The sequence below is a fragment of the Rickettsiales bacterium genome, assembly GCA_041396965.1.
Lineage (GTDB): Bacteria > Pseudomonadota > Alphaproteobacteria > Rickettsiales > SXRF01 > SXRF01.
This window is the reverse complement of sequence record JAWKXN010000001.1, coordinates 1,564,620-1,588,806: the sequence shown is the minus strand read 5'-3', so window position 1 is coordinate 1,588,806 and position 24,187 is coordinate 1,564,620. Positions and strand designations below refer to the sequence as shown.

The 24,187-nt window shown below is 40.4% G+C and carries 26 protein-coding genes, 1 tRNA gene and 1 other RNA gene; 18 read left to right on the top strand and 10 right to left on the bottom strand.

Annotated elements, in window-relative coordinates; all coding sequences use genetic code 11:
- The first annotated feature begins 39 nt into the window (after window positions 1-39).
- A complete protein-coding gene (locus R3D71_08370) occupies window positions 40-1,746 on the top strand; it encodes a DUF2326 domain-containing protein (GenBank protein ID MEZ5691663.1) in 1,707 nt (568 codons plus the stop codon).
- 61 nt (window positions 1,747-1,807) lie between these two features.
- Here R3D71_08370 and R3D71_08365 read toward each other — a convergent pair whose 3' ends face one another.
- Together R3D71_08365 and R3D71_08360 are read right to left on the bottom strand one after the other, a co-directional pair.
- Window positions 1,808-2,725 (bottom strand): nucleotidyl transferase AbiEii/AbiGii toxin family protein, encoded by a 918-nt coding sequence (locus R3D71_08365; protein ID MEZ5691662.1) that lies wholly within the window; start codon window positions 2,723-2,725, stop codon window positions 1,808-1,810.
- Window positions 2,722-3,486 carry a type IV toxin-antitoxin system AbiEi family antitoxin gene (locus R3D71_08360; protein MEZ5691661.1) on the bottom strand — a complete coding sequence of 255 codons (765 nt, stop codon included), beginning with the start codon at window positions 3,484-3,486 and terminating at the stop codon, window positions 2,722-2,724. The genes R3D71_08365 and R3D71_08360 overlap by 4 nt, the downstream gene beginning before the upstream one ends.
- A 460-nt stretch (window positions 3,487-3,946) precedes the next feature.
- Between R3D71_08360 and R3D71_08355 the strand changes: the two genes are divergently transcribed.
- A complete protein-coding gene (locus R3D71_08355) occupies window positions 3,947-4,687 on the top strand; it encodes a hypothetical protein (protein MEZ5691660.1) in 741 nt (246 codons plus the stop codon).
- On the opposite strand, the gene R3D71_08350 is transcribed toward R3D71_08355, so the two are convergent.
- The gene (locus R3D71_08350; GenBank protein ID MEZ5691659.1) at window positions 4,688-5,023 is read right to left on the bottom strand and encodes a hypothetical protein; all 336 of its coding nucleotides are present in this window, start codon (window positions 5,021-5,023) and stop codon (window positions 4,688-4,690) included.
- Between the two features lie 104 nt (window positions 5,024-5,127).
- On the opposite strand from R3D71_08350, the gene R3D71_08345 reads away from it, so the two are divergent.
- Genes R3D71_08345 through R3D71_08335 form a run of 3 tightly spaced genes read left to right on the top strand, consistent with a single transcriptional unit; the run spans window position 5,128 to window position 7,220 of the window.
- Window positions 5,128-5,280, top strand: a complete 153-nt coding sequence (locus tag R3D71_08345) for a hypothetical protein (protein ID MEZ5691658.1) — start codon at window positions 5,128-5,130, stop codon at window positions 5,278-5,280.
- A complete protein-coding gene (locus R3D71_08340) occupies window positions 5,234-5,743 on the top strand; it encodes a recombinase family protein (protein ID MEZ5691657.1) in 510 nt (169 codons plus the stop codon). Before R3D71_08345 ends, R3D71_08340 begins: the two co-directional genes overlap by 47 nt.
- A gap of 58 nt (window positions 5,744-5,801) precedes the next feature.
- A complete protein-coding gene (locus R3D71_08335) occupies window positions 5,802-7,220 on the top strand; it encodes a hypothetical protein (protein MEZ5691656.1) in 1,419 nt (472 codons plus the stop codon).
- Window positions 7,221-8,609: 1,389 nt separating this feature from the next.
- Here R3D71_08335 and R3D71_08330 read toward each other — a convergent pair.
- A complete protein-coding gene (locus R3D71_08330; GenBank protein ID MEZ5691655.1) occupies window positions 8,610-9,644 on the bottom strand; it encodes a caspase family protein in 1,035 nt (344 codons plus the stop codon).
- 545 nt (window positions 9,645-10,189) lie between these two features.
- Here R3D71_08330 and R3D71_08325 point away from each other — a divergent pair.
- The 3 genes from R3D71_08325 to R3D71_08315 all read left to right on the top strand — a co-directional run bounded on the left by R3D71_08325 (window position 10,190) and on the right by R3D71_08315 (window position 11,385).
- Entirely contained in the window at window positions 10,190-10,699 is a 510-nt protein-coding gene (locus R3D71_08325; GenBank protein ID MEZ5691654.1) for a hypothetical protein, read from the top strand.
- A gap of 107 nt (window positions 10,700-10,806) precedes the next feature.
- A complete protein-coding gene (locus R3D71_08320; protein ID MEZ5691653.1) occupies window positions 10,807-11,106 on the top strand; it encodes a hypothetical protein in 300 nt (99 codons plus the stop codon).
- Between the two features lie 42 nt (window positions 11,107-11,148).
- A complete protein-coding gene (locus tag R3D71_08315; GenBank protein ID MEZ5691652.1) occupies window positions 11,149-11,385 on the top strand; it encodes a hypothetical protein in 237 nt (78 codons plus the stop codon).
- Here R3D71_08315 and R3D71_08310 read toward each other — a convergent pair.
- Genes R3D71_08310 through R3D71_08300 form a run of 3 tightly spaced genes read right to left on the bottom strand, consistent with a single transcriptional unit; the run spans window position 11,345 to window position 13,414 of the window.
- Entirely contained in the window at window positions 11,345-11,605 is a 261-nt protein-coding gene (locus tag R3D71_08310; protein MEZ5691651.1) for a hypothetical protein, read from the bottom strand. The genes R3D71_08315 and R3D71_08310 overlap by 41 nt on opposite strands.
- A gap of 50 nt (window positions 11,606-11,655) precedes the next feature.
- Entirely contained in the window at window positions 11,656-11,943 is a 288-nt protein-coding gene (locus R3D71_08305) for a hypothetical protein (GenBank protein MEZ5691650.1), read from the bottom strand.
- A gap of 16 nt (window positions 11,944-11,959) precedes the next feature.
- The gene (locus tag R3D71_08300; protein MEZ5691649.1) at window positions 11,960-13,414 is read right to left on the bottom strand and encodes a type IV secretory system conjugative DNA transfer family protein; all 1,455 of its coding nucleotides are present in this window, start codon (window positions 13,412-13,414) and stop codon (window positions 11,960-11,962) included.
- A gap of 159 nt (window positions 13,415-13,573) precedes the next feature.
- On the opposite strand from R3D71_08300, the gene R3D71_08295 reads away from it, so the two are divergent.
- The 3 genes from R3D71_08295 to R3D71_08285 all read left to right on the top strand — a co-directional run bounded on the left by R3D71_08295 (window position 13,574) and on the right by R3D71_08285 (window position 15,978).
- Complete coding sequence (locus R3D71_08295) at window positions 13,574-13,954, top strand: hypothetical protein (GenBank protein MEZ5691648.1); 381 nt, start codon at window positions 13,574-13,576, stop codon at window positions 13,952-13,954.
- Window positions 13,955-14,239: 285 nt separating this feature from the next.
- Window positions 14,240-14,419 (top strand): hypothetical protein, encoded by a 180-nt coding sequence (locus R3D71_08290; GenBank protein ID MEZ5691647.1) that lies wholly within the window; start codon window positions 14,240-14,242, stop codon window positions 14,417-14,419.
- Window positions 14,416-15,978: a recombinase family protein gene (locus R3D71_08285; protein ID MEZ5691646.1), complete on the top strand. Its 1,563-nt coding sequence runs from the start codon at window positions 14,416-14,418 to the stop codon at window positions 15,976-15,978. Before R3D71_08290 ends, R3D71_08285 begins: the two co-directional genes overlap by 4 nt.
- Here the strand turns inward: R3D71_08285 and R3D71_08280 are convergent.
- Window positions 15,941-16,017 (bottom strand) — tRNA-Arg (locus R3D71_08280). The two genes, R3D71_08285 and R3D71_08280, sit on opposite strands and share 38 nt — an antisense overlap.
- Before the next feature lie 239 nt (window positions 16,018-16,256).
- Here R3D71_08280 and R3D71_08275 point away from each other — a divergent pair.
- The 7 genes from R3D71_08275 (at window position 16,257) to recR (ending at window position 22,502) form a co-directional block, all read left to right on the top strand.
- Window positions 16,257-16,712: a hypothetical protein gene (locus R3D71_08275; protein MEZ5691645.1), complete on the top strand. Its 456-nt coding sequence runs from the start codon at window positions 16,257-16,259 to the stop codon at window positions 16,710-16,712.
- A gap of 29 nt (window positions 16,713-16,741) precedes the next feature.
- Entirely contained in the window at window positions 16,742-17,860 is a 1,119-nt protein-coding gene (locus tag R3D71_08270) for a DUF3137 domain-containing protein (GenBank protein ID MEZ5691644.1), read from the top strand.
- Window positions 17,861-17,908: 48 nt separating this feature from the next.
- Window positions 17,909-18,003, top strand: an RNA gene (gene ffs / locus R3D71_08265) — signal recognition particle sRNA small type.
- 75 nt (window positions 18,004-18,078) lie between these two features.
- Window positions 18,079-19,764, top strand: a complete 1,686-nt coding sequence (locus R3D71_08260) for a DNA polymerase III subunit gamma/tau (GenBank protein MEZ5691643.1) — start codon at window positions 18,079-18,081, stop codon at window positions 19,762-19,764.
- Between the two features lie 119 nt (window positions 19,765-19,883).
- Window positions 19,884-21,074 carry a phospholipase D family protein gene (locus R3D71_08255; protein MEZ5691642.1) on the top strand — a complete coding sequence of 397 codons (1,191 nt, stop codon included), beginning with the start codon at window positions 19,884-19,886 and terminating at the stop codon, window positions 21,072-21,074.
- A gap of 79 nt (window positions 21,075-21,153) precedes the next feature.
- Window positions 21,154-21,474 carry a YbaB/EbfC family nucleoid-associated protein gene (locus tag R3D71_08250; GenBank protein MEZ5691641.1) on the top strand — a complete coding sequence of 107 codons (321 nt, stop codon included), beginning with the start codon at window positions 21,154-21,156 and terminating at the stop codon, window positions 21,472-21,474.
- Between the two features lie 422 nt (window positions 21,475-21,896).
- On the top strand, window positions 21,897-22,502 hold the full coding sequence (gene recR, locus R3D71_08245; GenBank protein ID MEZ5691640.1) for a recombination mediator RecR: 606 nt from the start codon (window positions 21,897-21,899) through the stop codon (window positions 22,500-22,502).
- 70 nt (window positions 22,503-22,572) lie between these two features.
- Here recR and R3D71_08240 read toward each other — a convergent pair whose 3' ends face one another.
- Both R3D71_08240 and R3D71_08235 read right to left on the bottom strand, forming a co-directional pair.
- Entirely contained in the window at window positions 22,573-23,337 is a 765-nt protein-coding gene (locus R3D71_08240) for a type II secretion system protein (GenBank protein ID MEZ5691639.1), read from the bottom strand.
- A gap of 1 nt (window position 23,338) precedes the next feature.
- Window positions 23,339-24,148, bottom strand: coding sequence for a prepilin-type N-terminal cleavage/methylation domain-containing protein (locus R3D71_08235; GenBank protein ID MEZ5691638.1), 810 nt, complete (start codon window positions 24,146-24,148; stop codon window positions 23,339-23,341).
- Window positions 24,149-24,187: the final 39 nt, after the last annotated feature.

The following is a 24,187-nucleotide window of genomic DNA, read 5'->3' as shown; positions in this document are numbered from 1 at the left end:
AGATTTTCAACATTCATACATTACCCGTATCGAGAAATCATGAAGATCAATCGCTTATATACAGTACCAGAAGCAATTGACCCCATTGATTTTAAGGAGGGGCTAAACCTTATTTTGGGCGAAAAAGATGAATCAAGCGACAAGCGTAATGGTGTAGGTAAATCTCTCTGCATAGAGTTTATAAATTTTGCCCTGCTTAAAAGAAAAGCAGATAGCCGCGTTGCTCGCATACCTAAAGAGGTTTTCCCCCCTGAAACATTTGTATGTCTTGACTTTGAGATAGCGGGGCTTACTTACACTATAAAAAGGTCTGTTGCAGAGTCCGAACAACCGATCCTCATTGAAAATAATAATCAGATCGAATTTACTAAATTAGAAGATGCAACTCAGTATTTGACAGAAAAGTTATTTGCTCATAGCGATACCCTTTATCCTTCGTTTCGAGTGATGCTAGGGCCGCTTATCAGAGATGAGCGTTCAGAGTTTAAATCTCTTGTGAAATGTTATGACACCGAGCGCAGAGTGCCAGATGATTATACTGCGCATCTTTATTTGCTTGGTATTGAAATAAGCCTCTACGAAGAGATAAAGAACCATATCAAAGAAATAGACGAGCTAACAAATGACATCAAAAGAATAAAAGAAAACGTCCATTTGCTAAGGCAAAAAGATATTGATGATGCTCGTTCTGATCTTAATGAACTTAATGATGAAGTGAGTTCCATAGAAGCAAGCATAGAAAAACTAGAGAATATCAAGGGATTTGATCTTATAAAAGATGAAATCATTGAACTGGAGTCTGAGATCGACTTGAGACGAAGAAAAAAAACAATTCTCAAGCAACAGCTATCAAAGCTGAAATCTGTATCACAAAAAGTAGAAATTGATCCTGATGAAATCTCTGAATTCTATGAGCAACTCAAAGAAGGATTGGGCACTTTAATTGCAAAAGATCTTACAGAAGTAATGAGCTTCAAACAGCGGATAGATGACTTCCAAAACAAACTGTTGCATAGCAGGAGAGATTCACTTTCTAAGGAAGTGGTAGAGATAAATAATGAATTATCTTCTTTGGATAAACGTTATGCAGAAAACCTAGCTGTATTAGACCAGCAAGGTGAGTTGAAGAACTTGAAACAGACCTATACAGCATTTAAAGAAAAATCAGATCAATTTTCTCAACTAAGGAGTTTTGTCGATAGATACGATTATCTGGAATCTGAAAAATTAAGAATTCGTAGTGAGAAAGAAGTTAGTCTGCTTAAGCTCCAGTCTCAAATTCAATCTCAAAAGAAGGTGATTGATGATTTTGAGAAAACAATTCTTGGAATTCACGAGTATATTCAGGGAAACAAGCAAGCCTCATTCCAAATCAAACACTCAATCAAAAAGCAAGTCGTTGAAATCACGATGAGGATAGATAGCGATGGCAGTCATAGTGTGGAACGTGAAAAGGTCTTCATATATGACATAGCGCTCTTGCTTAATCATTATACCAGGGAGAGACATCCAGGCTTCCTAATTCACGATAACATCTTTGATGTAGATCAAGATACGCTTGTGAAGAGTATTTTGTTTCTTGAAAATAAATCTGACTTTGGCAACTCTCAATACATTCTTACATTAAACTCTGATCGTCTAGAGTTTGAGGGTAATGCACGTCTTGAAGACCTAGATTCCTTTGTTAGAGCGCGCTTTACGAAAACAAGTCGTTTTCTTAAGAAGAAATATCAAGAAACCCTTTAAACCTCTATAGCAAATTACAATTAAGATTTCTGCATCCTAGAGTTTTGAGTACCAATTAGTTCTAGAGACGCTCCTCAAGTGCCTTCAACTGTTCCGCATGCTTGGCGGGGTTTTTGGATTTCAGTGTTTCAATGTTCTGCAACTTCCACTGTACGGCTGGCAGGTCTTTGAGCTTCTCATGTGGGAATAAGCTCCAATCTGGCTCTGCGTTTTTGAAGCTCAGTAAGAATTGCTTGTGTGTATCGGTGAAGCCATTATTGAGGTCAGCAATGAATCTTTCACGCGTGGCTTCAAAATCAACATAGGTGAATGGCACTTCCGTCATACCTGCAAATTGGGTCTCAAATGTCTGGCGTTGATCTAGCAGGTTCGGGCGGATCATTTCATGGATGGGGCGTGGGCTACTGAGCAAGCCCATGATAAAACCCTGTCGAATATAATCGGTAATGCCGCTTTCCTCATAGAGTCGTGATATATCAAATAAATCACGGGGATGCTGACGGTCTAGTGCGGCACAGAGTTTACCACCGAATAATTCGGCTTTTGAAAGCACTGACATGCTGATAAAACGACCAAACTCGTTCTCCACAGCATCGGCAACATCCATTTCCTGCGCTGGAAACAAGTGACCGCGCATGGTTGTGTTGACTTCAATCTTAATCTGAGCACTCGGAATTTGACAGGTAAGTTTGGCTTCCTGACCGTCACTTTGCGGAACAAGCCGCGCCCTGCAATTAAGAACCGTACTTTCCACACGCTCTTTAATTCGCTGCAAGGCTTCTGTGATATTGCGCATAGCGGTAGTACGGTCATCAAAGGGCAGATAGGTTAGGTCAATATCTACCGACAAACGCGGCATATCCCAAACGAACATATTAATCGCTGTGCCGCCTTTTAAGGCAAAGCAACCCTCTTTGGCAACATGCGGCATTACCTGTAATAAAAGATCGACCTGTGCGCGGTAATTCTCAGCAATCATAACTTATGCAGTTCCTCTGGTACAGTGATGGCAAATTCGGCATCATACACGCCTTTGGTGATGGTACGGCTACCTGTGCCTAAATCCAGCTTGTTACTATCCAGACGTTTATACCAGTCATGCCCTGCTTTCTTCGCCATATAGAGGAACACGCGTTTTACCTTGATGGAATTGCATTGCTCCAGCAATGATTGCAGTAGTTTCGGGCGCAATGTAGTCAGCCCCTCTATCACTTGATAGCACTCCACCAGATCGAGTTTATCTGGCGCAAGATGCAGGCACTCCATGATAGCACGTTCAGGGCTGGCTATACGGATGGTGAAGGTTTTTTCTTCATGTTCCATTATCCCTACTTCATTCGGCAATATAGAAGTAGAGATATGGTGTAATCTTACTCCCCAATCATAATTCCTAAACCATGTGGGTAATGTAGTGTTAGGGGAAGAAAACAGAAAAACAGGCTCACCTCCCACCCGCACATAATGTGCCATTCCCTTCATGGAAAGTGCAGTTAATGCCCCAACATGCACTGGCAGATGACTTTGTGATTGTAGCGCATATAGACCACCCTGCCAGTTTACAGTATCATTCGGGCGTATAAAGGCACCACGCCCTATGGACTGTAACCAACCGCTTTTGCGGTAATAGGCTTGTAAATCGGTTGATATGCCTGACGCAACAAGCCAAGCGGCAAGGCTAACCGTACCTTGCCGATGCAGTGCTAACAATTTCTTTATTTTTTGCTCTTTTTCTGTAGCCATACTACAGATATAAGGTAATATTTACAGAATAGCAAGCATTTCTTGACTTATTGCCTTTAGATGATGAGTGATAAACAACCATTTTATAACTCATATTTTGCGTATATTTGAGCAATAAATCCAATTTTTATTACTCACGAATGTTCGTGCTGTACTTAAGCTGGAAGGTATGCAACAGGAAACGCGCAGCGGGTTTCCTTTGCCGAGCAAACGCAGTGCAGTGAGACAAGATGCGGTGGTACTACCCACCGCACATCTTGCGTAAGCCTTAAAACTATAAAAACGGATAAAAACTATACAGTAGTACAACTATCCAATCACTTACTACAAACTACCCTACGCCAATACCGACACTAACCTATGTCACCATATTTGCAATCAAGGACAAAATGCTGACATAACTTTGACTCACAACCTATAAATGCGTTAGAATGTAGCGACATAATAAATTTGGTGATACATGCCTTATGAGGATACAGAACAACATGCTGACCGAGTAAAACGGCAGGAACAGAATGAGCATGATTTGCAGAATGAGATTGCAGATCGTGATGTTGGTCGTCAAAAGCGTTTCATGGTATCTGGTGAACGCATTACTCTCCAGCAAGAGAAAGAAAAACGCGAACAATTCCATACACTAACGGCTCTGGAACTGCTATTACTAGACCTTGAATATCTAGCACTTTACAACGAAACTACTACTCTTATTACCGATGTTATGAGTATCACGGAAGAAGAGCTAAAGCGGGAGCATAAACAGCTTAAAATATTGACGGAAAACCGTGATAATATACGGTGTAATGCCAATCGCCTTGCTGATGGCAGGTTGGTGTTCAGAAATAAGCTCGGTGATGTAATTGCCGAAAATGATGAGGTGATTACAGATCAGGTCGCATTGGATGGTATTGTCTGGAGAGATGATGCCCCGACATATGAAGAATATAAAGCCACCACCAGTGCCATTGATAAGACCAGTCAAAATATTGATGATTTAACACGTTACCAGATAGAAATATTGGGTGCAGCCAAATTGCGGCTGGAAGATGAAAATAGCCCGCCGTCTAAGGAAGAAGTACAAGAGATTAAACGTGATGTTTATGAACAAGCTCCAGAGGTTATTAAGAACAAATTAGATGCTTCTGACGTTGCTGCAAATCCACACCAAAATATGTCACATGAAATAACAGCGTTCAAAATGTAATTAAAATTCTCCGCATTGCTTCTCAATTACACCCAAGATAATTGCTTGCGGATGGTATCCTGAATTATCCTGCATAACAGAACGTATGAACGTGTTTTTTTTGGCTTTATCGGAGTAATACCAATTATCAATACATGATGCTTTTTTCTTATGAACATCAGTTTGACTAGCGATAAATGCTGTCATCCCAATAGATATACTCATATAAGAGTCCTGCTTATTTTTAGGCCATTTTAGAAATTCTGCGCTGGTAAATCCCTCCGCTTTTGATTCTTGTGGAAAAGCACAGAAAATCAACACTACTGCTATCGTAAGCAGAGCTATTTTTTGCTTCATAAACGAAGGTTTATGAAACTATAGGAGAAGTCATTGAATATGTAAAACCTAAATCCAAATACAAAGGTTTTCGGTATCAACTTTAGCAATAAAGGATTGAAATTATGAAAAAACAAAAGCCTTCCCTTATGAAAATGCAAGGAACAAATAATGAGCAAGAAGATCGGTTATGCCCGTGTTTCATCATCGCGGCAATCTACCGCACAACAGGTGAAAATATTACAGCAAGCAGGATGCAACCAGATTTTTACCGATGATGGTGTGAGTGCAGTTAACACGGAAAGAACAGGTTTGGAGCAGGCTCTTAATGCTCTTAAACCCCATGATACACTGGTCGTGTGGAAGCTGGATCGTTTGGCACGGTCATTAACCTACCTATGCGATGTGCTGGATACATTATCCGCGAAGAATATTTCCTTTGTCTCTATTTCTGATGGCATTGATACATCCACCAACAGCGGAAAAATGTTGGCGCAAATATTAGGGGTTGTTGGTGAATTTGAACGCAACATCAATATAGAGCGTACTATGCTTGGGCTGAATAAGGCACGTAATGCGGGCAAGCATTTAGGTCGTCCATTTAAGCTCAGTGAATGTCGTATTCGTTGCGCTCACCGCTTGATTACCCAGAAAGGCAGGCACATAGACGATGCTGCCAGATTATGCCGCGTATCACCCCTGACGCTACGGCGGGGGTTTAAAAGATTGGGATTGGAGTAATGAGTTAGGCAGGCATAAAAAGATTGCAATTATGACAAAGGGTTATTAGTAAGTCTGCATGTCACATTCTGCTTCTGATCACCGCATCACACGCATCCGCGTGCTAGTTCTTCATGGCTTGATGCATCGCCTATGCCTCGGTCACTCTGATACAAGGGAGCACAACACGCTTCAGCAGCTATTTGATAAGATTGATACTGTCTCCAGCATGGACTCAAGTCGCCCATTTCTTGAATATGAGCGGTTTAGGCGTTTTATACAGCAGGTTGTCACACCTAATAACATAGATTTAGATATTTATCAGGCGTTTCTTGAGCACGCATGCTATTTGCAACAAGGTCAGTTAGATGCGTATATGACCAATATCAATGTAGACACTAGCACTAAGCGTAACCCCATCTTGGCATTGGAGCAAATCAAAGCGTTGGAAGGTGTTTATTTTCATGAAGGTCACGCTGATAATCAGGCGCTAATCAGCCATGTTATTTTACACAAGGAATTCAGAAAACATCACCTCAATATTCTCTTTCAGGAGTGCGTATATTATAAAGGAAAAAGTGAGAATGTTCTTGATTATAAAAACAGGCTGGATCATGGAAAGCATGATGACGAACGCACCTATTTAGGGGCGTTAGAGTGCAAAGATGATGCACTATTCTTAGTTATGCGGGCAGAAAATAATGATCGTATCAGCCTGCTGCTTGCTCTGGATGAGGCAAACAAGCGTTTTAGCATTGTTCGATCACAGGATCTGGTGGAGCGTTTTTTTGCTAATATTGTTACACATCCTGATCATATTCAGGAAGAAACCGCAAATTTGACAAAACGACAAATAAACAATATATTAATGAATAACAGTAGGTTATTTAACTATGATGCCATAGATGATATCGCATCAGACATAACCAAAGCAATAATAAAGAGAAAGTTAAACCAGATTTCTAACGACTATGATAACGCGCTTCTGAATGCTGCCGAAGATGGGCATCCATTAGACATGATCAAAGCTCTGGTAAATGGGGCAGATATTAACGCACAAGATCACAATACGGGTATGACATCGTTGCATTATATTGCGCGTCATGCGAATCACTTATGTATGGAAGTGATGACGGCAGAAAAACATGATGTTTTAGTCCCTCTATTTCAGGAATTAGCGGACGCTGAAAATATATCAGTCGAAGAGATTGAATTGCGCTATAGCAAAGCTCAAGCCAAGCTTGACCCCGCTATTTTGAATCATGACTATCAGTTTGCATCTGATTTATGCCAGCTTGCACGGAATTATAAAGATTTTTGTAATCCAATCGTGCAATTGTCGCATGATGCCCACGCCGCCATGTTTTTTATGGCGATGGATGCGCTGGAACGTAAAGGTTTGGAACCGAGTTTAGTCAGTGCGCCGATTGAAGCTCGCATAAAAGAAATGGGGTTAACGCCTCTGGGCTCTAAGTCTTCACCTCCTGAGCCGCTATAGGCTTCTTGGCTGCGAATGTATAGAGTAGATAAGCCAGTAAAATGGGAGTAATAAATGTTAGAATATGAAACAGGACTCTCACTGAATCTGATACTGGTTTGAATAATAAAATAATGTAAAACGGTACTAGCAATATCATAGCTGTGACTGTGCCTATTCTGTTAAAACTCGCCATCACATTGTGTAATGTTGCCAGTATAAACAAGCCTAACATCCATAGAAGAGGAGCGATTTGATCGGTGGGGTTATCATACACCATAAACGCTGCAATAAGACTGATAATAAAGGCCTTAAATAAATACTTTAACTGTCGCATAGTAAAATGACAGGCGGCATAAAATGGCTTTAACTGCAATGTGCCTTGCATCATCGCCCGCAAAGTAGAGGGTGACTTCCAGTTTCTTCCGCTTGGTGAAGTGGTTAAATAGCCAATGTCATTTTTAACGCTGATAAACCCACCAGATGATCGGTAGTCTGGCAGGTTGATGCCCGTTGCCTGCTTGATTGCTTTCTGGCTTTCCTGCCATATCGCTTTTGTTGTATAGGTATGACAACATTCCGATATATCACGGTCATATAGCTTAACCTTGCCTTTAGGTGGCATAATAAAGATGGTTTTTTCTAACAAATCATAGGTTTTGAGCCAGTGAATTTCATCAAGCAGTGATGAATCTTTTTGTGCAAAAGGCAACACAATGATCCGTTTGCTAGCTAAGGCCAGTTTCTTAAAGGCCTCAAACCAACGGTCACGTTTTCTGGTGGTCTCTTCGTCCGAGCCATGATCATCTTCCTGTTCATAATAACGCGTTCCTATCCCAAAATCTCTGGAGTTACGATTTCCACCGATTTTAATCATTGGCATATCTTTAGGAGACGCTTTAACAAGAAATGTCTCAAGCGAGGCATTGCTGCTCATTGTTGCTGATAAGCTGAAACTCATATACCAAGGCGTATCAAGCTGCACGGACATGCCTGTATCAGAGAAAAAACGCCGTATGTAAAAGATAAAATCTTTTGGCATATCCTTATCAAGTGACGCATATATCTTGCTTGCCTGTTTATCACGGCGCATTTTCTGCTCAATCTGAATGGGTATTTTCTTGAACGCAGCCATGCATAAAAAGAAAATTGCGGATAGCACAGAAAGCAGCACAGCTTGGGTACCCATGCTATAATCATGAAAATTTGGAAGATGCAATAAGATTATTAACAGAACGAAAAAGAACAGCATCTCAATGATCTCTAGAAACACAACCAACGCAGAAAAGGCGTTTTTTTCCAGCAATCGTAAAATGCGCCTGCGCAAAAACCGTGAGTTCTTATATGCAAGCTGAAAGAGTTTGTTATGAAAACGCTCGGCAATCTCGTGACGTTGATTCCATAGCTGCATCATAAGCGGTTCTTCTCTGCTAAAAATCGGTAATGCTTGCCTAGTTGTGTAAGGCGGCAGCCCGTTTCGTTCATGGCGGCGTAATACATATGGTCTGCATCCACGGGTACAATCAACCCATGACGATTGCAAACTTGAAGTTTTGCAAATATCGTAGTGTTTTGGGGATCAGGTTGACTGTCTTGTTTACGACCATACGCATTCTTATCTGGTTCAAATGTTTGATTCAGTGGAAATACTTCATCAGGTTCAGGAAACAGAGCAGGAAGATCATATAAAATATCCACATCCATTCTTGGCTGGCATTGCCGTAATACCACAAAAGATTTTACATTAGCCTTGTAAATTGGGCGTTGATCAGAGGCGCGTAATAAATGATCCGCATGTGAGTAAAGAGACGCTGGAGTTACGTTCCCTAACAGGTCTGCCGCACTACCACGCAGACCATCGGTAATGATGCTGGAGAAGAACCCGCCTGAGATATTATCTTCTCTAGCAGCGTCCTTTTTATCTGCCGATGTTAAAATGGTAACGCCTGTACCGATAGTGGAAGGCATAATATCCATGGAACCCGTATAACCTTCTCCCATTGCACCAGAATTGCAGCTATCAATGATAATGGTGGTAGATTTGATGCGTGGATAGGCTGTATTTGCCAAATCCATCAAAAAATCAAAACTTACCCCTGTGTCGCCTTTGGGAATATCCTGCGGGATAAAATAACCTTTGGACAATGCTCGATTATACTTGCTATGCCCTGAAAAATAAAACAGGACTGAATCTGCTTCTTTAGAAAATAACTCGCTGATGGCAGAAGATATATGTTGAGATATCACAGGGCGACTGTCAGATGCACTGGTTAGCAAGGTACAATCAAAATTAGGTTTGCCGCGTTTCGTAGGGTTATTTTTATGGTCATGGCAAGACAAAATATCATACAGATTTCTAGCATCATACGCGCAACCATAAAGTCTGTAAGGAGCTGGATAATGGTCGATTCCAATAATGACTGCGCGTTTAATCTGTTCTGACATAAGAATCTCCACTGTAATTGAAATGGTATTATAAGTGCCTACATTATGAAAAAAAAGACTTTCTTCGCCTTGGGCGAGTGGATTTCTCGTGCGAAACCTCATTCTTTAGCCAGAAATATTGCGTAATACATTGATAATAATTACAAAAATTAGATAACTTTAGCACGAGTACAGCCTTTCCCGCTATCCCTATACAATGAAGTCATAGTTAATCGGATAAGGAAAAAACTATGACAAGACAAATACCAAACTACTTCCCAGAAAATTTTACCGACGCAGAGATTGCACGCATGGAGTAAATTAAAGATGAAAAAATTCCATAAACAACCAGTAAAATTGTCTTTCAGCTTTTCTTTGAAGCTAAGCATTCCGCTATGGCTTGTCATGATGGTGGTCTACATTATCGTTCACATGAACTCGCCACCGTAAAGGCGCAGTTCTAAAATCACTTAATCAATAAATATCACCGCATTTTTTTCAGACACGCCTTAGGCGTGAACGGAGAAGCTTTGCCCAAATTTCAGAAAATGAAAAGGAGTAAAACCATGCCATATACCAACAAATCAGAAAGTACCGCATTTTTAATCACCGCCTACGGCTATGATTATCGTATCACAAGCCATTTGGTGACGGATGAGGAACTAAAGAATCCTGAATTCATCCGTGATGTGCGTGATTTTTGCTATCAACAGAATATTGAAGCGGCTGATTGGATTCATTACATATGCAATGAATATGTCGCCTATAAAGGCTCTATCATTGATGAGAACGGCAAAGAAGTTCTTTTGAATACATCTGTCTTTGATATTGATGAGAATACTCTTTTTAACGGCACAGATGAGGAAGTAATTGCCGCTAACCTGACTATCTATAATTGGATAAGAGAGTTTTGCCGTACCCCATGCTCTGCCAGTGTAAAGCCACGTGTGCGGGCGGAAGCTAAGGAAAGAGTACGCGTCCTCGCTACCATCTTACGTGCATCTTTCCCAGCAGAAGCATTTTTCTGGGGGCCGCGTGGCAAGGCGGCAAACGACAATAATCCACCAGCAACATGAGAATAAAGGCGGTGCTGCACATATGGCATCGCCTTTTTCTGCTTATCCCCCAGATGGACATCTGGGGATCGTGTATAAATTAACTTACTCAACGAAAGGGGGTGAGAATGTTAGAACAGAAAAAACATAAACAAGCCGGACATAATATCTTTATGAGTTCCATGCAAGGGCTTGCTGATACGTTGGCTGCTATTGCAACCTTCATAGGCACAGGGCCGATGCACAATGCCCTGAATGATTTCGTAAAGGGATATGCTGCTAGCAATTATGGTGGAGAATCTGCGGCAGAACTCGCTAGTCTAGCCCTGTGGCCTGCATGCTTCTTGGTTATATTTTTTGGAGCACGCGCCACTATAGGAACAGCCTTAATCTTTGGGGCTATTGCCCTACTGACCCGTTTTGCTTAACCAAAATTTTAACTATTTCAAACTAACCAAAAGGAGATGATTATGCCAAAGAAACCAGAATATGATTATCAAGGTTCAGTCCATTATTTCAAAAAGAAACCCCCACAAAAAAGCTCATTTGATACATTTTGTGAATGGGTAGGAATAGCGATTGCTATATTCTTTATCCTTGCCTTACTTGGCTCATGCACCGATAATACAGATAACACCGTTAAAACGGGGGGCTTACAGTCTCCCGTTACGAGAGAGGCTTCATTATCTCTCTATATGCCGCAGTGATAATACATTTTAGCCCAGCTTCAAAATCACAATTTTTGCTTATCATGGTGCGGCGGGTTAGTCGCACCACATCCTCCATTGAAAGACTGCTATAGTCACGAATAAAATTAAACGCATTCCAGAACACCCGATCAGCATTTATGCTGTGGATCGTACCATCTGGTAGTGTAATATCGTGCCGCTCCAGCACCAGCCATTCTTCTATTTCTTTTTCTGTCATAAACTTAGTCATAGAGGTATTATAAAATAATCCCCCTGAGCAATGCAAATTTACCTTTCTAGTTTCCGTGCATGATTAAAATCACGTGTGGCGGTATTTTCCAGATCATTCAGTCGTTTCTGAATAAATTGGATGCGCTGCTCGTTTTCCTTTGCGAGTTTATTCTTCAGGTCAGAATATTCCGCGCCATCGGGCGTAAGGTTATATTGTGGTTTTGGTGTTTCACGCTGGCTTATACGTGCATCCAGTTCTGCTTTGGAGACTGGATCAGAAACAGATTTAGATGTTCCATTTGCTTGAGCATTAAATGTTGGTGTAATGTTTTTACTGTCATTCATACATCCTCCGTCTGTTTTATTGATAATATGGGTTTGGTTTATAGCGACCTTTCATGAAACGTTGCTGGTAGTATGGTTTACGGTCGGCATATAAGACTCCCGGCAAACCGTCCACAAACAAATAGAGTTTATTTCTTGGTGTATTGAGCACTTCATCTGGTGAGCGTAATAACCGTGCCTGTTTTCCTGCCATTGCCTGACGTTCACGGTGATGCGTGTAATTGAGGCAAGCATGGATTGGATCATTGCCATTTAAGAAAGTTTGCACCGCTTGTCTCTTGGCGTGGCGTGCCTCTTCGCGGTAACGTTCATCATCATAGTTCAGTGTTTCTGTACCAATCCTCTTAGAAAGCATGTTGGCGGTGTCATAATCACGCGCTGCGAAATATATCTGTAAAGCTGCACTGGAGGTGATCAGGTTTTCACCATAATCAACTGTATTGTTCATCTGCTTGATGGATTGGTAAACCACAACAGGACGTATATTTATACCAGCGCCAATGGTGAATAACTCAGATAGCATTGGAAAGTGTCCTAATGTTGCGGCTTCATCTAAGATATAGGTTTGTTGTGGCGCAGATGGTGTGCGTTCCTTATATATCCGTACACCGACAAACATTGATTTGATCACTAATGACCACGCACCGATAAATTGTGCAGGCGGCATAAGGTAAAGCTGGTAGGTTTGGTCACTCTTGCAAAGTAGTGATAGTGAAAAGTCATAAGGTGGTGATACGGATCGCATCAATATTGGATCAGCAAGTGGCGCGAAGGCTTGTAGTAGTTGAGCAATGGTTCCAATAAAGCCACCACTTGTATCATTACGTGCTGCGGCGATTTTTTGTTCTGCTTTTCTAACAAAATCAAATCGGCTTTTTGACATCTCATAAGCAAAGTTGAGGTATTCCTCATTGTTTGCAGGAATGAGATTGAGAGCATGATATAAATCAGGAAACGTCAGCACACCTTTTTGCTCTACGAGACTGGTGGCAAAGGCTTTGGCGTAAATGCGAGCTTCCAGCTCGAAGAACTGTCCGTTATTACTGCCTGAAAGTGGAATGGCATTTTCACAAAACACCATCATGTCGGAAATTAACGTGGGGTTATCAATATGTAAGTAGTCTACAGGATTGATACGGTATTGTGGCAGCCCGTGCAATCCAGTCGGATTCCAGAACAAGCTGGATTTGCCATGTGAAACAGCGGCAGCTTCGCCTTTAGGGTCAAGTACTACAATGGTAGAGTCGCAAATACCACTACATAAACTATAGGCTAGAATATCTGTGAATTTACCGCTTCTTGCTCCAGCAACCAGCGTCACACCACCCATACCGTTATAATAGAGCGGACGATTACCCAAGAACCCTACGAATAAGGAGTTATGTTGTTTATTGAACAACCCTGCTGCCCGCGCATCTGAACTATCGGCAGGACGTGCGCTTCCATAGCGGTATTCAGAATTATCTATCATTGCTGACCTCTATCCACTGATTTTTATGACAATGGCTCAAGTCTAGCAGGTGCAATTACTCCCATCTGGGGGATAAGCGGAAAAATTTCTTATCCCCCATATGGGCTAAAATAGTAACCGTATAATGAAGCTTCTTTTATCAGCTAAAGGAGTAAATTTATGACCGATAACAATACAAATGACACACCGAATAACATACCACAGCACGTACAATCCAACATGCCGGCAGATACGTTGCGCGATACGAACCTAAAAGCGACAATCTGGAAAAATGAAGGTGAAAAGGGTGCATATTATAATACAACACTTGCTAAAACCTATCAGGATCAGGATGGCAACTATAGGGATACAAACATATTTGCGCAAAATGATCTACTGCGTATCTCCGAATTAGCTCGCTCTGCATACAATCGTGTGGGTGAGTTGCGGCGTGAAAACAACAGACAATTGCCTGAACAAGCTCCTCAGCAAGGGGCAGAAAAGCAGCAATTTATGGAAAACCGCCAAGCACAATCACCACAAAAAACACGCCAGAGATAGAAAATTTTTGGTTGGGCATCTTTTATAACCTACTAACTTATAGTAGGGAACTCGGCTTTATGCTCTGTAGGATAAATACATGGGATGCATAAAAAACATGAATGATAGAGTAAAAAGGAATATATGATGAATGATAATCTAATGGTTTTTGAACAAGAAAGTAAAACAGGTCAATAAGCACCATTAAATCTTGTTTTTGATGCCAAGAAATATGATACGTTATTAGCAGATTCAGGGCTTTCAGAAGAAGATAATGCTGAATTCTTGCGTATATTATGGGATTACATGATGTGTTTTGTTGATGCGGGATTTGGCGTAGAACCCACACAAATTGCTTGTGGAAAACTAATAGAAAACACCTTGCATTCTGAGATGGAAACCAAAAATGCGTTAGAATCATCAAATAGCCAATTACAGGATGATTTTTATATAGCTTCAAAGCAAGAGGAAGGAGAGATAGCATGAAATCTTTTGACGCAGAAAAACATAACATCAAAAACGCTGTAACATATGCTCGCGTGTCCAGTATTGCTCAAACTAAACGCGGAAATGGCTTAAGCTCACAGCTTACGCGATGTAGAGAATACGCCTCATTTAAGCATTACAATGTGATAGCGTCTTTTGAGGATGATTTATCAGGTAGCACAACAAAACGTCCGGGCATGGATGCCATGCTTGCTTTTTTACATCAACAGAAAGTCCCGCATGTTGTAATCATTGATGACGTGTCTCGCCTTTCGCGGTCAGTAAAATCACATATAGAACTTAGGGCTGCTATCTCTATGGCGGGTGGAGTGTTGGAGTCTCCCACGTTAGAATTTGGGGATGACGCGGATAGTGAGTTACAGGAATATATTTTAGCAACAGTATCACAACATCAACGCCGTAAAAATGCCGAACAGACCCTTAATCGCATGCAGGCTCGCGTCCTTAACGGGTACTACGTGTTCCAATGCCCAGTTGGATATAAATATCAAAAAATAGAGGGGCATGGCAAAATGCTGGTGCGCAATGAACCACTTGCTAGTATTATTCAAGAAGGCTTGGAGGGATTTGCCTCTAACCGTTTTGCCAGTCAAGCTGAACTCATGCGTTTCTTTCAGAGTTTTTCTGAGTTTCCTAAAGATAAAAGGGGAATTGTGCGTAATCAACGCGTAACTGAAATTCTAACGCGTCCAGTCTATGCTGGAATGGTAGAAGCCACTTCTTGGGGTATCCCTCTGCGGATAGGAAAGCATAAAGGTCTCATAGACCTAAAAACCTTCAAGAAGATTGAAGATAAACTGAGTGGCAAGAAAGTACATGCTCCAGCCCGTAAAGATCAAAGTAGAGACTTTCCCTTGCGTGGTGGAGTGGTATGCTCATGCGGAACACCTTATACGGCTTGCTGGTCAAGGGGGCAGTTAAAGAGTTATGCTTATTATCTATGCCATAACCGTTCCTGTAAGGATTATCGTAAATCTATTCCACGTGCAAAAATAGAAGGTGAATTTGAAGAGCTACTCGCTACTGTGCAGCCAACCAAAGGACTGTTTGATGTGGCGCACGCTATGTTCAAAGACATTTGGAATCATCGTCTGACCCAAGGAGAAAAGATGAAGCAAACAGCGAAGAAAGAAATGGCAAATATTGACAAACAAATTGAGCAACTGCTGGATCGTATTGTTGATGCTACCCGTCCAGAGACAATAGCGGCGTTTGAAAAACGCATTGCCAAACTGGAAAAAGAAAAGCTCATTTGCCAAGAAAAAGCACGAAATTCGGGCAAACCTATCTATGCTTTTGACAAAATGTTCGAACACTCCATGAACTTCCTGTCAAAGCCGCAAAAACTATGGGCTTCTGATAAGCTCGAACTAAAGCGTTTGGTGCTAAAATTGGTCTTTGCTGACCGTTTAATTTATGACCGAATTGAGGGGTTTCGAACACCTAATTTATCCTTGCCATTCAAGGCTTTCGAGGGATTAAAACAGGGGAAAATAGGAATGGCGCACCCTGAGCGATTCGAACGCCCGACCTTTTGATTCGTAGTCAAATGCTCTATCCAGCTGAGCTAAGGGTGCGTATTCTTAAAGCGGATATTAGCCGCCGAAGTGGTCTTTTTACGCCAAGAGGCGGAAATTTAGCCAATTTGTTGAAAATTACAAGTAATTTCTTTATATTACCCGAAATATTTTTAGAGGTTTTAATATTCGCTTATTGACTTGACGATAGCGCTACTTTAATCTTTGCGGGATTTTGTCAAACTGTTAATATTGTACTATTATACTTATATTTTTATATTTTTCAGGAGATGTTGATAATGGCATGCGATGCTAAGAAGTTGATGGGTTTCCGCGCGGTTTTAGTGGCTATGAGTGTATGTTTGATGTGTTCCGCTAATTCTCCGGCTTTCGCTGGTACGGATTTTACAAACCGCTCATCCGTTGTGGAAGGCTATGATGAGGGTCGTGAGCTTGACCCAAAAGACGCGATAATGATCGTGCGTTTTAATAAAAGGCGGGTTTATTTTCAGACCGCTCTTAAAAAAGTGGTGGATATGGTGGCTGGCGTAAAACCGGACGCTGTTTATAATATTCAATCGGTTATACCTATTGATGAAGACGATGTGGGTGTAAAATATAGAAGATATAATTACAATCTTCGTCTTGTGGTTGGTGAGCTTAACCGCATGGGGGTTTCTATTGACCGGATAAATATTGATATTATGAAGTCAAATAACGTTACCCATCAAGAATTACGGATTTTTATTAAGTAGTTTTTGCGGTTTTTACTGGAATAGGGGAGATGTTTTTAGATAGTCCTTTTGAGTATGTTTCTCTAACATTTAGAAATATAAGATTTTTTTTGAAGATAATGTTGTTTGGACGGATTGAGAGAATAGAAAATCCGCCAAAATATTATAATGATGAGATGGATGAGTCATCTGAAAAGTTCCAGAAATTCAAGAAATATTATGACGATGAGATATTGCCCAAGCTTGAGGATTTTGAACGGCAGCGGGTGGATACATTGAAAGGTTTGCGTATCCATTTTTGGATAATGGTATTCTTACTTGTTTCTGTGTTTTTTATATTAGGCTATGTTGTAGCTGAATATTCTGGGAACCCTAGAGTCAAAGTATTTTGGGCTATTATTTTAATTACTACTGCGTTACTTCCTATTTATTACTCTAACAAGTTAGTAGAAAAATATATAAGAAAGATTAAACAAGAACTTTATACTGCTGTCGTAAAGTTTTTTGGGAGGGGATTTCTTTATAAAAAAGATAAAATAAGGGAATTTTTCTTCACTAAGAATAGTGCTCACTTGGGTAACCGTATAAATGAGAAGCAGATAATAGATTCTGGTTTTGATAATGATTATGTAGAAGGAGAGTATAGAAATAATAAAATCCAGTTTGTTGACGCAACGTTAAAATCCTATCCAGTTTCCAAAAACCCTTATGGAAGTATTGCGGGGGTGGGTTCTACTAAAATATTCTCAGGATTTTTAATCTTAATTACAAGAGAAGAGAAACTATCAGGTTATACAGTAGTTGCAATTAACAAAATAAGTGATAAATATTTCAAAGATCTTAAAGGTCTAAGTAAGATAACTGAACATCCTTTCGCTGGTGACATACAAATATATAGTAATGACGCTAAAGAGGCGAGTAGTTTAATAACCGATAGTTTTATTGAGAATATAAACAAATTAGCAGGCTCATTTGGTGCTGTGGATGCTTCCTGCGCTTTTTATGATGATAAGCTACTTATAAGGATTCCCCTTGAGAAACGATTTTTTGATATTTCAATTTTCAAGCCAATTACTTTGATTGAGGAATCAAATAGGTTTTTGCGGGTTATGGATAAAATATACGCTATTATTGATGGTTTTAGCGATAATAAAGAAAAAACAGCATAAAGCTTGGAATTTACCTCTTGCTACCTGTTATTTCCTGTTACATAATGCGCTCGCTGGTGGCGGGCGGTGTGCCCGTGAACTCGGTCAGGTCTGAGAAGAAGCAGCCGTAGCGGATACTCATCGGGTCGCCACCAGCGCATACTAGTGATTAGAAACTAATAGCTAGTCATTAGGATTAGTTTCTAGCGGTCAGTTTCAGTTTTGTGTATTAAATCCTTATGGAATATCGTGTTTTAGCTCGTAAATACCGTCCGACGAATTTCGATGATATGATTGGTCAGGAAGTGTTGGTGCGGACATTATCTAACGCTATAAAATCTAGACGCATCGCTCATGCTTTTCTGCTTACTGGCATTCGTGGTATTGGTAAAACCACAACAGCGAGGATAATCGCCCGCGCTCTTAATTGTATCGGTGAGGATGGTAAGGGTGGGGCTACCATAAAGCCGTGCGGTGTATGCTCTAATTGCCGGATGATCGCCGAAGACCGGCATATTGACGTGCTGGAAATGGACGCGGCGAGCCATACTGGTGTTGACGCGATTCGTGAGTTAATTGACACGGTGCGTTATCTGCCAACAACAGCCCGCTATAAGATATATATCATTGACGAAGTTCACATGCTTTCCAACAACGCTTTTAACGCTTTGCTTAAAACGCTGGAAGAGCCACCGCCGCATGTGAAGTTTATTTTTGCGACCACAGAGTCACGCAAGATTCCGGTTACGATTTTATCTCGCTGCCAGAGGTTTGATTTAAGGCGGATAAATTCTCAGGAGTTGGAGAAGCATCTGGCTAATATTCTGGTTAAGGAAGAAGTGGAGGCTGAGGAAGAGGCGTTGAAGCTTATCGCTGACGCTGCTGAAGGCTCGGTTCGTGACTCACTTTCTCTGCTTGATCAGGCGATTGCCCGCAGCGCTGAAGATGATGGTAAGGTTGATATTAAAGCGGAAACCGTGCGCAAGATGATAGGCGCGGCGGATCACTCCGCTGGTTTTAGGTTGCTTGAGAAATTGCTTTCTGGCGACACTCCGTCCGCGCTCGCTGATATTGAGGAGCAGTACAAGGCAGGGTTAGACCCACTGATGATAACGCAGGATATTTTGCGGCTTATTCACTTGATAACTAGGGTGAAAGTAGCTCCTGACATATTTTCTGATGTGTCGCTTTCGGAATATGACCGTAATATGGCAAGGAAAATGGCGGAGTCTTTGTCTATGCCGGTACTTACTCGCTTATGGCAAATGTTTTTGAAAGGAATAGGGGAGGTGAAGAACGCTCCGTCTCCGCTTTCAGCGCTGGAAATGTTGTTAGTTCGGGTGGTTTACGCGGCGCAGATGCCTACACCAGCGGAAATTATCCGCGATATGAAAGATGATGAGTTGTCAGCGGGGGCTGATAAAAAAAAACTTCATAAAATAGAGGCTATAGATAAAACTATAGAAAAATCGGATATTCCGGCTTCAGGTAATATGGAGGTAGAAAAAAAAAATCACCAGCCGTTAATTGAGGACGTTGCAATCAAAACGCAGACTGTAGCACCGGAAGTTCAGAAAATAAGTAATTTTCGGCAGGCGGTGGAGATGTTTAAGGAAAACCGTGAGATGCTGCTATATACCCAGCTTCGTGATAAAGTGTGGTTGGAAAATTTTACTGATGGTGAGATTAAACTAAAAATATCCGATGAGTTGTCTCGGGAATTTGTGGCAAGAATAGCCGCTTGCCTTGAGAAATGGACAGGGCGTAAATGGAAGATAATAATAGTAAGTAAGGCGAAAGGTTTGAGCATTAGTGAACAGGAAAAAGCAGAAAAAGAAAAGCGAATTAAAGAGGTGGAGTCACACCCGCTGATTATGAGTATGTTAAAGGAATTCCCAGATGCTAAACTAGTTGATGTGCGGTGATTTTATGTTATAGAATATAGTGATGATAAAAATGACTGAGATGAAACAATAAGAACTAAATAACTGTAGAAGAAAATATTGACCTTTATCATTTATTTTAATCGTGGGTAGAGAAGAAAATGAAATTGATAACAGAACAGAAACAATTGGTGAAGACATTTTATGATTTAATAGATAAATACTCTAATATTTCTTTTGCTGTCGCTTGGGCATCCGATAATGATGTGCTAGAAAAATTATTTAAGAATAGACAGAAAATAAAAAAATCTACTATAGGTACTCATTTTTATCAAACACACCCTGATGTGATTAAGAAGTTTATCGATTCAAAGCAAGTTAAGTTTGAATCACAAACTTCCGGTGTTTTTCACCCTAAAATTTATATTTTTTGGGATGAAAATAATTGGGAGTTACTGATTGGAAGTGCTAATTTAACTAAAGCTGCCTTATTCAATAAAAACGCTGAAGCAATGATGTTGATTTCTAGAAAAAACGCTGACGATAGAATTAAGAAGCAAACTCTATCTGTGATGAAAGGATACTGGAAAAATGCTAAGACTGTAGAGGAGGAGTATTATGATAAGTATAGAAATATATGGGAAATGAAACAAGGAATGTTGGGTAAATTATCTGAAAATTATGGGGATGGTAATGCAACTCATGCTTCTATGGACTCTGTGGTAATGTCTATGTTATGGAAGGACTACAAGGACTACATTGATAAAGTTCAGTATAAGAGGGAATATAGTATGCGTCTTAGTTTTCTTTCCGAGATAAAGGATAAATTTAATAAAAATAAGCATTTTAAAGATATAGGGGAGTCTTGGAGGTGTAAAATAGCTGGATTGCCATACAAGGGTGACGGTACGTCGTACGGTTGTTTTGGTGGTATGAGAGGAGCGGGTGGATTTATGTCTGAGATAAAAAATAATAATGATTATATTTCTGATGCTTTGGATAGAATACCATTGAAAGGTGCGGTTACTAAGGAAGATTATGATAATTATTTAGAGTTATTTAAGAAAGTATTTGGTGCAAAATCTGATACAAAGATTGGTACGGCTACTCGTTTGATTTCTATGAAAAGACCTGATCAATTTATTTGTCTAAATGGAAAGAACCAGAAAGAATTGTGTAAGGATTTTGGTATAAAAAAGACAAACATGAATTATGATAGATATTGGAGTGAAATTGTAGAGCGTGTGAGAGATACTTGTTGGTGGAATACGAAGCCTCCTAAAGATAAAGAAGAAAAGGACTTATGGGATAATAGGGTTGCAATGTTGGATATGTTTTTTTATCAAGAATAAAAGTTGCATAATTTGTTTAATCATCTAGTAATCTATCTGTACAGATTATCAATGAGAGAGTCAAATCTAGGAGAAAAATATGAATTTACAGAAGATGATGAAGCAGGCGCAGGAAATGCAAAATAAGATGACCGCCGTACAGTCCGAAATAGAGGCTACAGAGATGGATGGTGCTTCTGGCGGTGGTATGGTGAGTGTACGAATTAATGGGCGCAGTAATTTACTGGAAGTAAATATTGATGAAAGTCTGCTTAAACCGGATGAAAAAGAAATGCTGGAAGATTTAATAATCGCTGCCTTTAATGACGCTAAGACTAAAATGGATAATGAGTCATCTGAAAAAATGAACGCTATTACTAAGGGGATGAATCTGCCTGCCGGTATGAAACTCCCATTTTAGATAGCGCACTAAATTCTACTATAGCTTGCTGCAAACAGCATATTACCGCGCTTCCGCTGCTCATGTATTTCAATACACTGCGCTGCGGTTCTTGTAGTATACTGTTCTCGCTACGTTCTAGCGAATTTTACGCATTATCTAGGTTTTTTTCTACTATGCTGGCGAAACGCTTTATTTTCCTCATATTTTTATCCTCACGTAGAATAGCTACGCTGCGGTAAAAACACTCATAAAATTTCGCTTGTTCGCACAGCCTAGCGAAAAATATTTTGTTTGTTATTTATTCTGGCAAAGTAACCCCGCATTTATTGCGGGGTCTGGTTTGTTTGCAATATGATAGGATTATATTTGGTGGCAAATTCTTGACTTACTTGCTTCTGGTACCCTATAGATAGTCGGTATAAATAGGGATACGTATTGTTATGTTAAACATTGATTCGCCTTCTGATATTGATGAGTTAATAAGGCTTTTTTCTAAATTGCCGGGTCTTGGGCCACGTTCAGCGAGACGTTTGGTTCTGCATTTAATCCGCAATCGTAATAAAATTATGACCCCGCTTTATAGCGTGATGGGCAGGGCGCTTGAGAATATAAAAACCTGTGATATATGCGGGAATTTTGATACTAAAGATCCATGTAATATATGCGGTGATGAGAAGAGAGATAATTCCACTATTTGTGTGGTGGAGGATTTGGCGGATTTATGGGCAATAGAAAGGTGTAATCTTTATCGTGGAAAATATCATGTGCTTGGTGGGACTTTATCGGCGATTGACGATAGAGGGCCAGCCCAGCTTAATATGGATACGCTCCTTGCCAGAGCCTCTAGTGATGAGGTAACAGAGATTATTCTCGCTACCAACGCTACTATGGAGGGACAGACGACCGCTCATTATATAACATCATTGTTAAGTGATAGCGGAGTTAATATATCACGTCTTGCGCAAGGTATACCAATGGGTGGTGAGCTTGACTATTTGGATGATGGGACGTTGGGCGCGGCGCTTAAAGCCAGACTACCCTTTTAGCTTTTTTTCTACTATGCTGGCGAAACGCTTTATTTTTTCTGAGCTTTTAATCTCTTGTATTGGTATATAATCAGAATCCTGTCTTGAACACTAAAGAGCATAGCTTGCTTTCTGAAGCTGTATCATAATTATCGGCATCTACGGAACAAGTGCCGCTTCCACCATTTGCTTGGGCTATTACTTTGCCGCTACCAGGTAGACCGTTGTCAATTTTCTCATCAATAGAAAAAGCCTCAGATGTTGATAATACAGGGGTTTGGCTATCAGCGGTACCACTTATAGAATTGCCTCCTAACCATAAAACGTGGTTTGGCGCTTGGTCAGGAGCGGTATAAGGTATTGCTGTATAACCACCGGCTATATCAGTTAAGGTTACGCTTATTAAACCCCATCCGGCATCATCAAGTTCCGATTTTGGTATGTTTTCATCAACTATTCTATCACGGCTTCCACCAGAACCGGCGACTCCCGTATAGTTGCCTTTAATCATATCGGCCGCTCTTAATTGTTGCCATGCTAGGAATTGTTCATCAATCCTAGTATCGGTTATGTTAGTTGTGATAAGACCATTACCATCACCATTTGTAAATCCACTCCAAACAGTAGAGGCGGCAGCAAAATCACCAGGTAGCGCATTGTATTTATCACGAAAATTATTTATCGTCTGTTTATAGAAAGTGAATTCTGAAATAGCCGATTTTATTTGTGAATTACGTATAATGCTGCCTCCTATTACTATTCCGGCTATTATAAATCCTACTATTATAATTGCTACGGACATTTCCAGTAAGGTAAAGCCGTGTTTTTTATATCTATTAAATTTTAAGGCTTTCATGTTAAAATCCTAATATAAATAATAATGAACAGGCTCTTTCAAAGACAGTACCAGAATTATAGGTGGCGGCGCTTTGTGAGGTATCGTTCGCTGTACAATTTGCTTCAGACGCTGTGCGGCGGGCGCGAATAGTGCCACCTCCTGGTGTGCCATCATCAATTTTTTGATCAATTAATAGAGCATCATTAGCTGATATTACTGGTAAGTTGGTCACAGAAGTGGTGTCACCGCCAAAAGCCATGACATGACCATAATTATCTCCCCATAAATTGGTGTCGGTCGTTGTAAGAAGGTAGTAATATATAGTCCATCCAGCTCCTATAGATAATTTTGATTTTGGAACATTAATACCAATTCCTGCGTCGCCGTCAGTCGCTGATTCCTTTACGCCGGTAAATCTGCCTTCTATAAAACCAGAGTTAGCTAGTTGTTGCCATGCTCTGAACCATTCGGTTTGGACACTTAAAGTACCATCAGTAGCGCTACTTCCGATGCGACCATTACCATCACCATTGCAGGTAGCTGTTTTAGGAGTGGTATTTTCTGTAGTGTTAGGACATGAAGCATCAGAACCCCATATTGTCTCAGCGTTACTCATATCACCTGGTAGAGCGTTATATTTATCCTGAAATTCTTTTATTGATTTAATATAACGGTCATACTCACTAATGACTTCCTTGATTTCAGCGGATTTTATCAATGATTGGCTGGCTATTATTCCACTTATTAGTAATGCTATTATTACTATAACTATCGCTAACTCGATTAATGAAAATCCGTTGTTTTTGCACACTATTTTTTCGCGAGACATTGTCATTCCTATAGAAGTTAAATTATTGATTGAAAGTAT

Excerpts from the sequence above, each read along its gene's own strand:
- R3D71_08370 (MEZ5691663.1), top strand. The coding sequence starts at position 40 with ATGAAGATCAATCGCTTATATACAGTACCAGAAGCAATTGACCCCATT.
- R3D71_08365 (MEZ5691662.1), bottom strand. The coding sequence starts at position 2,725 with ATGATTGCTGAGAATTACCGCGCACAGGTCGATCTTTTATTACAGGTA.
- R3D71_08360 (MEZ5691661.1), bottom strand. The coding sequence starts at position 3,486 with ATGGCTACAGAAAAAGAGCAAAAAATAAAGAAATTGTTAGCACTGCAT.
- R3D71_08355 (MEZ5691660.1), top strand. The coding sequence starts at position 3,947 with ATGCCTTATGAGGATACAGAACAACATGCTGACCGAGTAAAACGGCAG.
- R3D71_08350 (MEZ5691659.1), bottom strand. The coding sequence starts at position 5,023 with ATGAAGCAAAAAATAGCTCTGCTTACGATAGCAGTAGTGTTGATTTTC.
- R3D71_08345 (MEZ5691658.1), top strand. The coding sequence starts at position 5,128 with ATGAAAAAACAAAAGCCTTCCCTTATGAAAATGCAAGGAACAAATAAT.
- R3D71_08335 (MEZ5691656.1), top strand. The coding sequence starts at position 5,802 with ATGTCACATTCTGCTTCTGATCACCGCATCACACGCATCCGCGTGCTA.
- R3D71_08330 (MEZ5691655.1), bottom strand. The coding sequence starts at position 9,644 with ATGTCAGAACAGATTAAACGCGCAGTCATTATTGGAATCGACCATTAT.
- R3D71_08325 (MEZ5691654.1), top strand. The coding sequence starts at position 10,190 with ATGCCATATACCAACAAATCAGAAAGTACCGCATTTTTAATCACCGCC.
- R3D71_08320 (MEZ5691653.1), top strand. The coding sequence starts at position 10,807 with ATGTTAGAACAGAAAAAACATAAACAAGCCGGACATAATATCTTTATG.
- R3D71_08315 (MEZ5691652.1), top strand. The coding sequence starts at position 11,149 with ATGCCAAAGAAACCAGAATATGATTATCAAGGTTCAGTCCATTATTTC.
- R3D71_08310 (MEZ5691651.1), bottom strand. The coding sequence starts at position 11,605 with ATGACAGAAAAAGAAATAGAAGAATGGCTGGTGCTGGAGCGGCACGAT.
- R3D71_08305 (MEZ5691650.1), bottom strand. The coding sequence starts at position 11,943 with ATGAATGACAGTAAAAACATTACACCAACATTTAATGCTCAAGCAAAT.
- R3D71_08300 (MEZ5691649.1), bottom strand. The coding sequence starts at position 13,414 with ATGATAGATAATTCTGAATACCGCTATGGAAGCGCACGTCCTGCCGAT.
- R3D71_08295 (MEZ5691648.1), top strand. The coding sequence starts at position 13,574 with ATGACCGATAACAATACAAATGACACACCGAATAACATACCACAGCAC.
- R3D71_08290 (MEZ5691647.1), top strand. The coding sequence starts at position 14,240 with ATGATGTGTTTTGTTGATGCGGGATTTGGCGTAGAACCCACACAAATT.
- R3D71_08285 (MEZ5691646.1), top strand. The coding sequence starts at position 14,416 with ATGAAATCTTTTGACGCAGAAAAACATAACATCAAAAACGCTGTAACA.
- R3D71_08275 (MEZ5691645.1), top strand. The coding sequence starts at position 16,257 with ATGGCATGCGATGCTAAGAAGTTGATGGGTTTCCGCGCGGTTTTAGTG.
- R3D71_08270 (MEZ5691644.1), top strand. The coding sequence starts at position 16,742 with ATGTTTTTAGATAGTCCTTTTGAGTATGTTTCTCTAACATTTAGAAAT.
- R3D71_08260 (MEZ5691643.1), top strand. The coding sequence starts at position 18,079 with ATGGAATATCGTGTTTTAGCTCGTAAATACCGTCCGACGAATTTCGAT.
- R3D71_08255 (MEZ5691642.1), top strand. The coding sequence starts at position 19,884 with ATGAAATTGATAACAGAACAGAAACAATTGGTGAAGACATTTTATGAT.
- R3D71_08250 (MEZ5691641.1), top strand. The coding sequence starts at position 21,154 with ATGAATTTACAGAAGATGATGAAGCAGGCGCAGGAAATGCAAAATAAG.
- recR (MEZ5691640.1), top strand. The coding sequence starts at position 21,897 with ATGTTAAACATTGATTCGCCTTCTGATATTGATGAGTTAATAAGGCTT.
- R3D71_08240 (MEZ5691639.1), bottom strand. The coding sequence starts at position 23,337 with ATGAAAGCCTTAAAATTTAATAGATATAAAAAACACGGCTTTACCTTA.
- R3D71_08235 (MEZ5691638.1), bottom strand. The coding sequence starts at position 24,148 with ATGTCTCGCGAAAAAATAGTGTGCAAAAACAACGGATTTTCATTAATC.